General features: G+C 41.5%; 15 protein-coding genes and 1 pseudogene. 8 read left to right on the top strand and 8 right to left on the bottom strand.

Features of this window, described 5'->3' with window-relative positions; translation table 11 throughout:
- Window positions 1–128 precede the first annotated feature (128 nt).
- A pseudogene (locus tag L1765_RS07000) lies at window positions 129–695 on the top strand (transposase); the annotation flags it as partial.
- 172 nt (window positions 696–867) lie between these two features.
- Here L1765_RS07000 and L1765_RS06995 read toward each other — a convergent pair.
- Window positions 868–1,197: a DUF2325 domain-containing protein gene (locus L1765_RS06995; RefSeq protein WP_236405954.1), complete on the bottom strand. Its 330-nt coding sequence runs from the start codon at window positions 1,195–1,197 to the stop codon at window positions 868–870.
- 290 nt (window positions 1,198–1,487) lie between these two features.
- On the opposite strand from L1765_RS06995, the gene L1765_RS06990 reads away from it, so the two are divergent.
- Entirely contained in the window at window positions 1,488–2,009 is a 522-nt protein-coding gene (locus L1765_RS06990) for a Uma2 family endonuclease (RefSeq protein ID WP_236405952.1), read from the top strand.
- A gap of 129 nt (window positions 2,010–2,138) precedes the next feature.
- Here the strand turns inward: L1765_RS06990 and L1765_RS06985 are convergent, their stop codons facing one another.
- Window positions 2,139–3,269, bottom strand: a complete 1,131-nt coding sequence (locus tag L1765_RS06985) for a hypothetical protein (RefSeq protein WP_236405950.1) — start codon at window positions 3,267–3,269, stop codon at window positions 2,139–2,141.
- 478 nt (window positions 3,270–3,747) lie between these two features.
- On the opposite strand from L1765_RS06985, the gene pdaB reads away from it, so the two are divergent.
- The 5 genes from pdaB (at window position 3,748) to L1765_RS06960 (ending at window position 7,884) form a co-directional block, all read left to right on the top strand.
- Window positions 3,748–4,434, top strand: coding sequence for a polysaccharide deacetylase family sporulation protein PdaB (pdaB, locus tag L1765_RS06980; RefSeq protein ID WP_236405959.1), 687 nt, complete (start codon window positions 3,748–3,750; stop codon window positions 4,432–4,434).
- A 70-nt stretch (window positions 4,435–4,504) separates the two neighbouring features.
- The gene (locus tag L1765_RS06975) at window positions 4,505–5,122 is read left to right on the top strand and encodes a YhcN/YlaJ family sporulation lipoprotein (RefSeq protein WP_236405948.1); all 618 of its coding nucleotides are present in this window, start codon (window positions 4,505–4,507) and stop codon (window positions 5,120–5,122) included.
- 191 nt (window positions 5,123–5,313) lie between these two features.
- Entirely contained in the window at window positions 5,314–6,156 is an 843-nt protein-coding gene (locus L1765_RS06970) for an ABC transporter ATP-binding protein (protein WP_236405946.1), read from the top strand.
- Complete coding sequence (locus tag L1765_RS06965) at window positions 6,089–6,847, top strand: ABC transporter permease (RefSeq protein ID WP_236405944.1); 759 nt, start codon at window positions 6,089–6,091, stop codon at window positions 6,845–6,847. Before L1765_RS06970 ends, L1765_RS06965 begins: the two co-directional genes overlap by 68 nt.
- A 14-nt stretch (window positions 6,848–6,861) precedes the next feature.
- Window positions 6,862–7,884, top strand: coding sequence for an aliphatic sulfonate ABC transporter substrate-binding protein (locus L1765_RS06960; protein WP_236405943.1), 1,023 nt, complete (start codon window positions 6,862–6,864; stop codon window positions 7,882–7,884).
- A gap of 4 nt (window positions 7,885–7,888) precedes the next feature.
- On the opposite strand, the gene L1765_RS06955 is transcribed toward L1765_RS06960, so the two are convergent.
- On the bottom strand, window positions 7,889–8,494 hold the full coding sequence (locus tag L1765_RS06955) for a beta-class carbonic anhydrase (protein ID WP_236405942.1): 606 nt from the start codon (window positions 8,492–8,494) through the stop codon (window positions 7,889–7,891).
- Window positions 8,495–8,702: 208 nt separating this feature from the next.
- Here L1765_RS06955 and L1765_RS06950 point away from each other — a divergent pair, with 208 nt between their 5' ends.
- Entirely contained in the window at window positions 8,703–10,208 is a 1,506-nt protein-coding gene (locus L1765_RS06950) for an S-layer homology domain-containing protein (RefSeq protein WP_236405941.1), read from the top strand.
- A 50-nt stretch (window positions 10,209–10,258) separates the two neighbouring features.
- Here the strand turns inward: L1765_RS06950 and L1765_RS06945 are convergent, their stop codons facing one another.
- The 5 genes from L1765_RS06945 to L1765_RS06925 all read right to left on the bottom strand — a co-directional run bounded on the left by L1765_RS06945 (window position 10,259) and on the right by L1765_RS06925 (window position 14,074).
- The gene (locus L1765_RS06945; RefSeq protein ID WP_236405940.1) at window positions 10,259–11,422 is read right to left on the bottom strand and encodes a diguanylate cyclase domain-containing protein; all 1,164 of its coding nucleotides are present in this window, start codon (window positions 11,420–11,422) and stop codon (window positions 10,259–10,261) included.
- A gap of 241 nt (window positions 11,423–11,663) precedes the next feature.
- The gene (locus L1765_RS06940; protein ID WP_236405939.1) at window positions 11,664–12,578 is read right to left on the bottom strand and encodes an RluA family pseudouridine synthase; all 915 of its coding nucleotides are present in this window, start codon (window positions 12,576–12,578) and stop codon (window positions 11,664–11,666) included.
- Between the two features lie 18 nt (window positions 12,579–12,596).
- On the bottom strand, window positions 12,597–13,604 hold the full coding sequence (locus L1765_RS06935) for a PTS transporter subunit IIC (protein WP_236405938.1): 1,008 nt from the start codon (window positions 13,602–13,604) through the stop codon (window positions 12,597–12,599).
- Between the two features lie 73 nt (window positions 13,605–13,677).
- Window positions 13,678–13,932 carry a hypothetical protein gene (locus L1765_RS06930; protein WP_236405937.1) on the bottom strand — a complete coding sequence of 85 codons (255 nt, stop codon included), beginning with the start codon at window positions 13,930–13,932 and terminating at the stop codon, window positions 13,678–13,680.
- Between the two features lie 28 nt (window positions 13,933–13,960).
- A complete protein-coding gene (locus L1765_RS06925; protein WP_236405935.1) occupies window positions 13,961–14,074 on the bottom strand; it encodes a YjcZ family sporulation protein in 114 nt (37 codons plus the stop codon).
- Window positions 14,075–14,135: the final 61 nt, after the last annotated feature.

Below are 14,135 nucleotides of genomic sequence, written 5' to 3'. Positions count from 1 at the left end.
ACGACCCCGGTTCACTGTCATGCACTTGCATCCGCGTCGATTATACAGTAAAAACGTCTCAAGCCACTAAACTGACCTAATTATTTCGCGGCTACCAATCACAAAAAAAGCACATCGCAAAAAGCTCTCTATTAAAAGGACTTGCACAAAAGTTTCCAATGCTGAACATCAAAAAAGTAATAGCAGACGCAGGCTATGATTATGTTCCTATTTACCAACAGGTTTTTCGTATGAAAGCAGACGCCATTATTGCGTATAACAAACGAAATGAACCTGAACCTGTCGGATTTGATCAACATTTTGCACCGACTTGCGTACGTGAACATTCTTATCGATATGACAGCTATGATCCGAAATACGAAACATTAAAGTACACACGCCCTAAGGAATGCAAAGACTGTCCACTTGCTCATGATACTTTATGCCAAAAAGTTTACAAAATCAAGAAAACAACCGATTTAAGAAGGTATCCTGCACCAGCAAGAGGAACCCAAGCATGGAAAAACCTCTACAATGAACGTACCGCAGTGGAGCGAGTCATAGCATACCTAAAGGAATATTTTCAACTTAACAACATTCGGCACCGTACTGGTGAACTGGCAAAGGTCCATTTTGATTTAATCTGCCTCCTTTTCAATGCTTCCAAGTTAGCTGTAGATCGGATGAATGCTCAACTGAAAGCAAAGGTGGCTTAAGAGATCATAAAAATATTTTTTAAAATGCAAGATAAAAAATTCTGTTTCTGTCAGCTTCATTAAGAAAATGAATTATGAAATTGATTCAAGTATGAAAATAAAAAAAACCTCCAATCCTATTATGAAGGAGGTGATTGTTATGGCGCACTTATTCTCTTAAGAAGTGGGAGTCTTAGTGGCGGTTAGCCATCGGATAGTAATGAGCTTGGTTAAGAGGACACTCTTTACAACTTTCCAAAACCTGGCAGATCGAACACCATGAACGCTTGGCAAAGCAAATGGGAAGCGATTGCTCTTTTGCCTTCTGTTTGATTACTTTTGATAAATTATGATTAATATAATCGGTTAATACCAATACTAGATCAATATTTTCGGGAATTCCTTTTTTTACAGTCTGCGACTTTCTCCCTGTAATATGTATCACTGTATCAAAACCAATATTGGCCAGTTTCTCTTCTATGTTTCCTAAATGATCCCCGCCAACAACCAATAATGACGGCATTGCTTTACCTCCTTTACAAGTTCTGCTGAATTTTTTTGGTACATGGATGATTAGCCAAAGGAAAACACTTATCCTATCATCATTTTTTTATATATTAACTGAAAACGATTATCATTGTCAATATTGTACTCCCATAGTAATAATTCATTCTATCAATACATCGGAACAATGAATGCTCTATTTCCCCATGTTTTGAATAAACTTATTTCCCATGGTACAATTAAGGAAAAAATCGTTGAACATTCTTTGAGCAGCTTTTTTACAAAATTTTAAACGAAGGGGGGCTATATGTGGAAATCAAACAATCGGAAGCGGAATTTGAACGATGGGAACGAATTGACGGTGTGGTTTATGACATGACACCTCCGCCATCCTCAGATCATCAAAAAGTGGTTAGCAGACTGCAAGGCGAGTTCTATGCTTATCTTAAAGGAAAGACCTGTCAATCATTTGTAGCACCGTTTGCCGTTTACCTGGATGAAACTGAGAACGGCAATTATGTTGAACCGGACATCACCATCATCTGTGACCCATCCAAGATACACAAAAAGGGATGTATCGGTGTTCCTGACATGGTTGTAGAGGTTCTATCACCTTCTACGGCGGCTAAAGACAAACGCACAAAATTAAAACGATATAGGCTTTCGGGAGTCAAAGAATACTGGATCATTGACCCGGTTAACCAATATCTGGAGGTTTATAAACTGTCCGAGAACGTATTCACTGAACCGCAAGTATACGCCAATGACGAAACCGTAAAGGTTGGCATATTTGAAGATTTCAAGATTAACTTACATGACATATTCGGCTAAAAAACGGGCTTGCATGCCCGTTTTCCCGTTATTCAGCTATCTGTCAATACTCATTTTGAAGAGAATGCTGCCTGTCCCTGGACAAGGGTCATGGCAATCCATGCCCGCTGCCGCTGTCCTCCGGACCTGTTATCCGTTCGTTACTGATACAATCCTCCATCTGTCCGTGATATTCCGAGCCAAAAGAAAGGTCAATGTTGTTCTGACTTCCCTTTGATCGTTTGTATATAAAGAAACCGGTTCGGAAACTTCCATCACAAGATGTTCTATCAAATTCTCATCGTTCTTTTCCTTCTCGATATCCGCCCTCTCGTTTATCCCCTTTATGTTTATCCCCTTGACTCCCTTTGCCCATGAGAAAAAATCATCTTGATTTTCTTTAATCATCATCAACTTCATCAGTTCCCAATCCTGGGCATTCCAGGCAGCCATAAACAGATGAATCAGACGTGTTCCATCAGCATCCTGTAATATCTTAGGGATTTGCCCTGAGGCCTTGGCAATCATCAATTGGTGTCCAGGATCCAGATTTCCTCTTCGATGGGTTTTGCTTCCTGCAAAATGAATGCAAAAATGGCCCGGAAATCCATTATCACGAATCGCTCCAGCCCCATGGGGCATTCCATGCATGGAAGCGGCAATCGTATATCCGTCTATCTGAACTAAGATTGCCCTTCTCTTCCAGCTCCACTTCCCATCATAAATTTCCTTCATCACCTTTGTATCCCTTAGGGTTAAGGGTTGAACATCCGCATGACGGTTTCCTGCCCTTCGCTGAACCCTAAATTTTTTCCCCGTTTCAATATCGATGATTTGAGCCACCTTATAGCGAAAAAACCACTTTTTTACTTGTTTCCAGGGATAGTCTTTGCCAAAATGTGCCTCTCGGGTCATTTGCACATATTTAACGATGAAAGATTTTTCCTGATCTGATAAAGGAATCCTCTGATAATCGGGGAGCAGAAACAACTGATGGGAGGAATCAGAGAGATATTTTACATTTCCTTTTTTTCCTTTGGAAAATGTGATTTCAGCCAAGGGAATATCCGGTATCATCTGGGAAAAGGATTGCCTTTTATCCAACTGTCCAAAAAAAGAAAAATCCCCATCAATATTTAACGTAGAAAAAAAAGTAGATGAGTCGGAGCTTCTAACCGTAATGGTAATCTTTGTTGCATTATTTTTACTGGCATAGATACCCTGCGGATGATGAAGAATCATGAACATAAAAAGCACAACCACAGTAAACTTTTTTTTCATCATGCATCACCTTTGCCCAATATTCTTCTGCCCAAATTCCTCTTTTTAGATGATAAATAGGTGATCACACAAACATTCCCTTTCATCGATACATAAGGTGTGTATGAAGAACAGTATTCCTCTTGTAATTACGATATGATCGGAGATTTAGTTCCGTAACTATAACCAAGGAAGGGAGGGATTCCCATGAGCAAAGGTTTTGGATTTTTTGGTGGTAATGGGTTTTTCTTAATCATTATCATTCTCTTTTTCCTATTTTTCTTCAATGATTTTGATTAAATACCTCATGATCATATGTAGTTTTTCCCTTTCAAGATAGAAAGGGATTTTTTTATGAAAATTTTCCCTGCTAAGATATGCCACCCATATTTCCCCTCCCCCGAGAAAAACTAACGTTAGCTTTCTTTATAACTCCAGTCCCACCTCTCACCTCCCATATCTCGATCTTGAAAGAAAGGTGAATGACTTGAGAAAAAAAATGCTGGCTTTTCTGCTTATCCTTCTCCTTGGTTTTACTCTCCTTTTCCCGACTTCTGCTGCATACGCTGAAGAACCCTGGGCGGCAATATACAATGTCAAAACGGATGAAAAAGTGGTAGCCCTTACCTTTGATATCAGTTGGGGCAATAACATTCCCCATCCGGTATTGGATGTCCTGGAATACACTTTGGTAAACAAGGCCACTTTTTTTCTTTCTGGACCCTGGGCATTAAAACATCAGGATATAGTAAAAAGAATTGACGCCATGGGTTTTGAAATTGGAAGTCATGGATACCAGCATCAAAATTACAGTGCCCGCAGTAATGATTGGATCAGAGAACAAGTGAAATTGGCAGAAAAAGCGTTATACGATATCACTGGAAAAAAACCAACCTTAATCCGCACACCCAATGGGGACTTTAACCCAAGGGTACTTAAGGTCTTACATGACATGGGATACAAAGTCATCCAGTGGGATACCGATTCCCTGGATTGGAAAAAACCTGGAGTGCAAAGGGTGGTTAATCGTGTCTTATCTCGGGTTCATCCAGGAGATATCATTTTGATGCACGCCAGTGATTCCTGCCCAGATACGCCGGAGGCACTGCCTATGATTATTGCTGAACTGCGAAAAAGGGGTTACCGCTTTGCAACGGTTTCTGAATTAATGGAGATGGGAAAATAACACATCCTACCCATCGAAAAGCACGACTGATTTTCCTCATCCTACTCATACTATGGATGGAGGTGAAAGGATGAAAAAAATTTATGCAAAAAAGTGGTTGCTTCTCTTTGCATTAGTTTTAGTGGTTTCTTCCTTGGCAGCCTGCGCCAATTATCGTGGAGCTGCTCCTGACGACAATAACCGAAATAACTATGGAACACTTGGTGTTGACGGTACTCGTCCCTATGGTGTAACACCTTACAACAATCGTTATGTCACGCCTGGAACATATGGCTACGACAATCGTTACAGTCCTTATGGAACAAACATTGGACCCATGAACAATTTTGGCAATAATCGTTTTGGTACAAGGGGATTTAATGCCTACAATACCAATGATTTAGCGGAGAGAATGGCAGATGCAGCAGCGAGGGTTAGAGGCGTGGATAATGCAAGCGTTCTGATCTCCGGCAATAATGTGCTCGTTGGAATTGATGTAGACAGCAGAAGCAGAAAATCTGCCAACCAAATCGAAAGCCAAGTACGAGCTGCAATAAATCGTGTTCAACCCGGTTTTGATGTCTTTGTTACATCTGACCGCCGATTCACTCAACGCATCGCCGGACTGAATAACAATCGCCTAGATACGAATGACTTCAACGGGATTCTAAATGATATGAGAAGAGGAGTAACTAGACCAATGAGATAGCCCCATTTATGCAATCACCTGGACGGGAAATCAAACCCGTCCTTTTTATATTTTTTTAATTTTGACCAGAAAAAAGTATTGACAACTTCCCTTTTTTAATTCACACTATTTTTATATGAATTTATGATTTTTGTTTGACGAAATTTCCCATGATCATCATATCATCTGATTTTTTGGAAGGAGGAGAAATCGTGGGTCTACAAATCAATCAACTTTCCAAATCCTTTCTCCAGAAGGACGGAAAAGAACTTCTTGTATTAGATCGAATTAACCTAACCATTAACCACGGAGAATTCGTCTCATTTCTTGGACCATCTGGCTGTGGCAAATCAACCTTATTAAATATCATTGCCGGACTAGATCAAGCCAGTGACGGAGAGGTGGTTTTGGATGGAAAGAGAATTGAAAAACCGGGTATAGACCGGGGAGTGGTTTTTCAAGAAGCCGCCTTATTTCCCTGGCTAACCGTTTTAGAAAATGTCATTTTTGCCCTTCGATCCAAAAAACTCTCGAAAAAAGAAGCGGAAGATGTGGCGATGGCCCACCTTCGTACTGTCCATCTAAGCCGATTTGCCAAATCCTATCCCCACGAATTATCCGGAGGAATGAAACAGAGAGTGTCCATAGCTAGAGCCCTTGCTTTGGATCCCAAAATACTATTGATGGATGAACCCTTTGGTGCCCTTGATGAACAAACGAGAATGGTACTACATAGAGAACTGCAAGACATTTGGTTCAACACCAAAAAAACCATCCTATTTGTAACCCATAACATCAGGGAAGCCGTTCAACTATCTGACCGGGTATTGGTATTCGGAACCCGTCCCGGAAATATAAAAGAAGAATTTCAGGTAAAAGCAGGGCGCCCGAGAGAGATCGGTGACCGTCTTCTTTTGCACCTGGAAGAAAAGATTATGGATGTTTTGGCAGAAGAGATTGAGAAAGTGGTAAAGGAGGAGATGGGTCATGACTACCGTATTAAAGAGAACCGTGTTCCTTGGTCTGTTGATCGGGATATGGGAAGTCATATTTAGGCTTGAAATTTGGCCATCTCTATTATTTCCATCCCCCGTTACCGTGTTTAAAGCCTTATTGGAGGGTACTTTAGATGGAACCTTTATTATAGCCCTGGGAGCCAGCTTTAAAAGACTGGCTATCGGTTACACCATCGCTCTTCTGTTAGGGTCCATTTTGGGAATTTTCATTGCTACATTCCGGTTGGTGGAGGATACACTGGGGTCTTTAGTATTGGCTTTGCAAAGTGTCCCGAGCATTGTTTGGTTGCCGTTGGCTCTGTTGTGGTTTCAAGGGGGGGAAGCTTCCATTATATTTGTTGTGGCCTTAGGAGGAACCCTGCCCATGACGATAAATGCCACCGCTGGAATAAAAAATGTACAGCCGATCTTCTTAAGGGCTGCCAAAACGATGGGTGTCCAAGGAGTCTCTCTTTTTTGGAAAGTAAGTATTCCTGCTGCCCTTCCCTACTTTATCACCGGATTAAGATTAGCTTGGGCCTTCGCCTGGAGGGCCTTAATGGCCGGGGAGTTGATTGGAACAGGAACCGGATTAGGCCAAATCCTCATGTTTGGAAGAGCAATGGGAAGTATGGAAATGGTGATTGCGGTGATGGTGATTATCGCGATGATCGGATCCATCATGGATCAAATGGTATTTCGAAAATTGGAAGACAAAGTTTTAACCCGTTGGGGATTACAAAAAGGATAAGGAGAGTTGAGAAAATGAAAAAATGGTTGTTTTTTGCAGTAATGAGTATGGTGCTCCTGTTGTTAGCAGGTTGCGGTAGTGAATCTGCAACAAATTCGGAAGACAGCAAGGTAACCATCGCTGACAAGAAAGTGGTAACTATAGGATATTTCCCTAATGTTACCCATGCCCCAGCCATGATTGGGCTGAAAAAGGGGTTTTTCCAGGAAGAGTTGGGCGATGGTGTTAAAGTGGAAACCAAAATTTTTCCCAATGGCTCCCTCTTTATGGATGCCCTAATGACAGGGCAGCTTGATTTCGGTTATGTCGGACCTGGTCCATCCATAAACCGATTTTTAAAAGGGGCAGATGTAAAAGCCATTGCTGGAGTCAGTACCGGAGGAATTGTGTTTGTAGCGAGCAAGTCATCCGGCGTTACATCCGTCGCTGATTTAGATGGAAAAATTTACTCTACTCCTGCCATCGGGTGTACCCATGATATTTCCTTACAAACCGCCATGGAAAGTGTTGGATTGGTTAACAAAGCCAGGGGCGGTTCAGTAGAACAACGCCCAATGGCACCTGCCGAAATGTTAGGTCTGCTTCAACAAGGACAGATTGATGTGGCTGCGGTTTCAGAACCATGGGCTTCCCAAATGGAACAAAAAGCCGGAGCCATTGTATTTGCCGATTGGGATCAGGTTCCGTGGGGAGGAAAGCTTTCTGATACCATTCTTGTCACAAACGGGAATATCTTAAAGGACAACCCTGAATTAGTAAAAAGCATCTTAAAGGGACACATTAAAAGTATTGACTTTATTAATAACAACAAAGTTGAGAGCATTCAGATTGTGCAGGAGACCATTAAAGAAATTGCCAAAAAAGAACTACCTACAGATATTCTCGAATCTTCCTTTAAGCGGGTTTCTTATACCTATGACCTGGATAGCCAAGTGCTTCAGGAATTTGCCGATGCTTCAAAAAAATTAGGCTTCATTAAAGGTGAAGCCAACTTGAACGGGTTTGTAGATTTATCTCTGCTGGACAGCGTAAAATAATATATCACTGTGCTTCATCGTTTATCATTGCCTCATAGCCATTAACAATTAATTCCACACGACCATCCTCCGGACAAAAAATCAAGCCATGAACAGGGACATCCTTAGGAATAAATGGGTTGTCCCTTATCTTTTTTACCACTTCATGTACATTTTCAATAGGATGATGAAAGGTGTCCACCCATTGCTCCAGTTCATCTTCAATCACTTTGATCGCATCTGGTGAAATACCCCGGTTCAACATTTTTTCCTTTAATCCTTGGGCAGTGGCTGCAGCCATTCCGCAATCCTTATGACCAATCACGATAATCTCTTTTACCCCCAATTCAAATATAGATATCATTAAGCTGCGGATAGAGGCTCCAAAAGGACGAGTCACCGTATTGCCGGCATTTTTGATTACCTTGGCATCTCCACGTCTGATCCCCAAAGCATCCTCCAAAAACTCAACCAGCCTAGTATCCATACAGGTAAACACAGCCAATTGTTTGCTAGGAATCTTGCTGACCGGATGATACAAAGGAATATCAAACTTTTCTTTATTTTCAACAAATTTCCGATTATGCTCCAAAATTTGATCCAACAGGTTTGGATGATTCCTCTTTTCCAATGGTCCCATCTCCTTCAACCATGTATTATATTCCTTAGTGAATGTTTAGTTCCGTCTATATATTTTAACTTATCCGAAGTCTTAGCGCCACATCCAAAATTGCCAATGATTTACTAAAGCATGTGTAAACCATTTATTTTATGATATAGGAAACGGTTAGCCTTCGGGCAAAAATAAAATAAATCAATGGGAGAATGGGAGAAACAAAATGAAAAAAATTGTATATCTGTTGTTCTTCTTATTTCTTTTTCCATCGTTGGCAAGTGGAGCCCATATTCCTCAGCAAACCCTAGTTTATTTATACGGAGGAACTACTAATACATACATTAAACAATTGAATATCACGAAGGATAAAGTGGAAATTGTTTCACCTAATTTCTTTGTTTTAAATAAGGATGGTCAATTGACAATCGATGTAAATGAAAGCCTTGTTAAGTATATACGAGAAACCGGAAAAAAGATAATTCCTTTTATCAGCAACCATTGGAACAGGCAGTCGGGGATTCTTGCATTAAAAAACCAGGATCAGATTGTGGCGCAACTGGTAAAGTCCATCGTATCCTATGATTTGGATGGCCTCAATTATGATATTGAAAACCTGACAGAGAGTGAAAGGGATTTGCAAACCCAATTCATAAAAAAGCTGGCGGATAAATTACAACCCCTTGGAAAAACAGTGACTGTTGCCATCCCTCCCGTATCAGGAAATCAAAGTACAGGATGGTTCGCGTCCTTCGATTATGAAGCAATCGGAAAGATCGCCGATTACATATATGTGATGACCTATGACCAGCACTATGAAGGGAGCCCACCCGGGCCAGTCGCAGGAATACCCTGGATAAAGGAATCTCTGGATTATCTAACGAAAATCATTCCGCCTGAAAAAATCATCTTGGGCCTTCCTTTTTATGGGCGAACCTGGTCATCCGGCAGCAAAGGAAAAGGAATCAATTATTCTCAAATTGAAAATCTTATCTCGACATACGGCGGCAAGCCCGGCTGGGATGGAGAAAACCAGGTACCCTATGTCAAACTATATGATAAACGTGGAAACTTTCTTTATGAAATTTGGTATGAAAACGAAAGAAGTTTAACCCAAAAATTGCAGTTGGTCAATCAATATCAATTGGCCGGGTGGGGAGCATGGAGATTGGGTCAAGAAGATCCTGCCTTTTGGTTTAAAGTTGATCGATATCAGAATAATCCCTTCCGGGATATTTCAACCTATTGGGGGAGAGATGCGATCCTATCTTTAAACCGGCTCCATCTCATTAATGGATATCAGGATGGCACCTTTAGACCCAACCAAACCATAACAAGAGAAGAAATGGCCCAACTTCTTAAAAGAGTCATGAAGCTTCCGGATAAAAAAGGATTCCCCTTTTCTGACGTTCCCATGGAAAGATGGTCTTCTTCATCCATTGGGACCATCTCCTTATACGGATTGATGAAGGGATATCCTGACGGAACCTTTAAACCGGCACATCCGGTTACCAGAGCCGAATTGGCTGCCATATTAAGTCGCTCATTTTCTTTTAACACAAGCGAAGAAAAAAGAATGTTCCCGGACATTGTGGGCCACTGGGCAGAGAAAGCCATCTCCACCCTCCAGATGTCAGGAGTCATCAATGGATATGAAAACGGCCTGTTTAAACCCGATCAACCCGTTACACGGGGAGAAGTAAGTGCTATTTTAAATCGTATCCTAAATTGAACAAAACCGCGATTCCCTAAAATAAGGGTCATGTATGTGTAGTTCCACCATTAGGGAATCGCTTTTTCTATGTTTATATTTGCAGTTTGAACCGATTCTAGAGAGTTCAATTGCCTCTCAGCTTCTGCCAGCAGTCGTTCAGGACAAACACCACTTTCCGGTGCAGACGAAAGACCCACCTTCCAGTTGTCCAGTTTGATTTTTGAGCCGGTTGTAAAGGGATATACCTGAATTCGTTTTAATATTCTTCCCATAACCTCTTCTGCCTGTTTTTTATTTGCTTTTTGCAACAGGATGGCAAACCTGCTTTTATCGACTCTTCCTAACAAATCATCGTCCCTCAAACAGCTTCTGACAACCATGCAAAAATCCTTTTCATATCCTTCGTAATCGGACGGAATATTAAAAAGGCATAAGGTTATCGATTCATCCCGAAGATGGGATTGTAAAAGCAACTCCCGAACTCCTTGTAAGAAACTTGCCTTTGTCAGAGTATTGCTTTCTTTATCCCTTTCAGCCAGTTCCCTAAATTTCTTCCCGGACCAAAACAGGCGGTGAAGGAGATTTTTGATCTCCGAGTCGGAATCCGTTGATGATAGCTGGTCATATAAATATTCCGCCAAGCGAATGATCGGATCAGACATTTTCCGGGAAATGAGCACCCAACAAATCAGAATGTAAATGATTGTAATGAGAAGCACAGTCCCCTGAAGCCATCGAAGGGTTTCAATTCTTTGACGGTCCTCCTGCTCCAAAAGGTTAACCATTTGATTTGAAAAAGAAATGAGCTGATTATGGTCATTTAATAAATGGTTGATTTGTTCCTTATCCAAGGGGCTATTCATGATTTCAGCCAGTTTTAGTTTGTAACTTCCCCAAAAACTTCGGATATCCTTCAGAACAGCAATCACTTCTTTATCCCTACTTGGCGAGATGTCCAATTCAATATCTCCTGTTTCCAATATGGACAATCCCAAGTCAAAGGCTCTTACCACCGTAAACACTTCATTCTTTTGTTCCTCTATTTGATCAGGTTCCGATAGATACAGCTGATACACTTGATTCGTGATTTCTTCTGCCAGCATCCGCTGTTTACCAGCCAGATTAATCTTCTTTCCCATATTCTCATCGTGGATGAAGGTGATTAATAACGCTCCTGTATTTAGAATTAACAAAACAACAAAAAACAAAAAAAGAGATGTCTTGATTTTCAAGTAAAACGCCCTCCCATCCCCCTATACGTTAACTGTAACCATTTCATATTTCACTGTCCATGGGTTCCGGGATTTTTTAAAAATCTGTAACATTTACAAATATAGCGCTCCTGCATAGTAAACTTACTTCAGGTGTAGTTTTCTTTTCTACCTGTTTAGTTAAACTTGTCCAGGAGCCTCCCGCCACTTATCTCAAGATTCATAATCGCGAATATTAGTGGGGTTAGATACTGGGCAAGATTCACCGGGCTTTTTGAAGATTTTCTATAAGTTGGACAATATCCTTTGGAAGCGGTGCTTCAAATAACATCTCTTTTTTCGAAACCGGGTGAAAGAACCGAATGGATTGGGAATGGAGGGCCTGTCTATCAATCCATTCTGTTCGTCCTCCGTACAAAGTATCTCCAAACAGTGGGTGGCCCAGATGGCTTAAATGAATTCGTATTTGATGAGTTCTTCCTGTTTCCAGTTGAAGCCGAAGCAACGCCCCTTGTCCATATTGTTCAACTACCTGATAATGGGTAATGGCTTCATCACCAGTGGAAGAGACGATTCTTTTAATCGGATGTTCTGTGCTTCTTGCGATGGGATATGTAATGGTCCCTTTTTTTTCAAGAAATTGTCCCTCAGCAACGGCGGTATAGACCCGAATGATTTCACCTTCTTTTAACTGCCGATCCAACAATTGGTGAAGATATCCCGATTTGGCAATTAAGATGGCTCCCGAGGTATCTTTATCCAGACGGTGGATAGGGTGAACACCAGGCGTGACCCCTTTCTTTTCCCAATGATAAAGCAACCCATTCGCCAACGTTCCGCTTTGCCCTAATTTCACCGGATGAACCATTAAATTGGGCGGTTTGTTGACGACAATGATCGCTTCATCTTCATACAAAATATCAAAAGAGATGTCTTCAGGAATTAAATTGCTGCTTTTTGCTCCTCCCTCTACTAATATCTGGATTTTATCTCCCGGCTTAACCATTCTTTTTAAATAAGGATTTCGGCCGTTTAATTTGATACCCTCTTTGCGGGTTAGTCTGTTCACCATTCGTCGGGAGATCAACAGTTTCTCCTTTAACACTTCCTGGAGGAGACATCCCCCTTCCTCTTCCCCTATGATGTATTCAAGCCATTTCCCTTTGATCTGCGGCATCTTGCTGCACACCTCCAATTATCCCCGTAAGGTCATATCCCCGTATTTTATTTTTCCCCATTTTCTTAACAGCTCTGAGAAAATCAGTGAGATAAGAGCCGGAAGGAAAAATTGAAGCAACAAGATTTTAACTATCACTTCAGATGAGAGACCCATAGCGGCAACAGTGCCAAATTGTCCCACTAATCCACTGGTTCCCATTCCAGCCCCTGTCGGTACATTCTCCATCTGAAACCACGTGGTAGCCATGGGGCCCAGAATTGCCCCGGCAACCGTGGGAGGGAGCAGGATCCAGGGATTTCTAACGATGTTTGGAATTTGAATCATGGAGGTTCCCAAGCCTTGAGCAAGAAGCCCTCCTATTCCATTTTCCCGGTAGCTGCTGACGGCAAATCCGATCATTTGGGCAGCACAGCCCACTGTAGCAGCTCCTGCGGCCAACCCTTTTAAATCAAGCATAATCGCGATGGCTGCACTGGATATCGGTGCTGTGAGGGCAAGTCCCATCACCGTTGCCACCAAAATTCCCATGAGTATGGGGCGCAGTTCTGTAGCCCACATGATAAATAATCCCAAGCTTTTCATCAACTGGTCGATTCCCGGGCCAATCAGACGTGCCACCATTAGACCCACCAAAATCGTGACCATCGGTGTGACAATGATATCCACCTTCGTTTCCTTGGATACCATTTTTCCAAATTCCGCTCCAAATACTGCTGCAACAAAGCTTCCTGCCGGTCCTCCCAATTGGGCTCCCGCCAATCCAGTAATTACAGATGAGAAAATAACCAACGGCGGAGCCTCTAAACCGAAAGCTACCGCCACTCCAATGGCCGGACCCATCATAGACATGGCTAATTTTCCACTCTCAACCAGCCAATTCCAGCCTGACTGTTCCCCGATTACTTTTAAGATTAGACCAATGATTAAAGAGGAAAACAGGCCAAGTGCCATATAGTTTAATGATGTAATAAAATATCTTTCGGCAGACAATTTTATATTTTTTCTCTCTAAAAATGCCTTCATTATGAACACTCTCCTCGCTTATTGACTACTATGTACATCATATTAAAAAAAGAGCTGGGTTTAAATACCCAACTCAGCTTTCCTCAATCATCATTTTAGAGGATTCATGCATAACCTTCATCTGATGTTCACTCATCATCCCGTGTTCATCCATCCCGGCCATATGCATTTTTTTATGGTAATAATACTCCATTTTTTTGTGGTACTGATACTTCTCCAAATAGTACATGTGCAAAAAGGGATCTCCCATAGACATGTGAGCCTTCCTGTGGTAGTACATTGCTCTTTCCCGATGGTACATATACTTCTCCTTATAATCGTCGCTCATTTTTTCCTCCTTACTTATGATATCATCTTCAATCAGATGCCCCCACAATGACGAGCAGGATGAACAACACCAGAACCAAAGTAAATTCATCGTTAAAAATTCCGCTCATCTTAATCCCCCTTTCCCTATTATCTTCTACCATCTCTATTCATCAGCCCCCTATTTGGTATGGACGTTTACCTAAGAATGCTCAAATTAGTACA

It is taken from the genome of Microaerobacter geothermalis, from assembly GCF_021608135.1.
Lineage (GTDB): Bacteria > Bacillota > Bacilli > DSM-22679 > DSM-22679 > Microaerobacter > Microaerobacter geothermalis.
The sequence above is the reverse complement of the archived record's forward strand: the minus strand, read 5'-3'. Positions and strand labels throughout refer to the sequence as shown.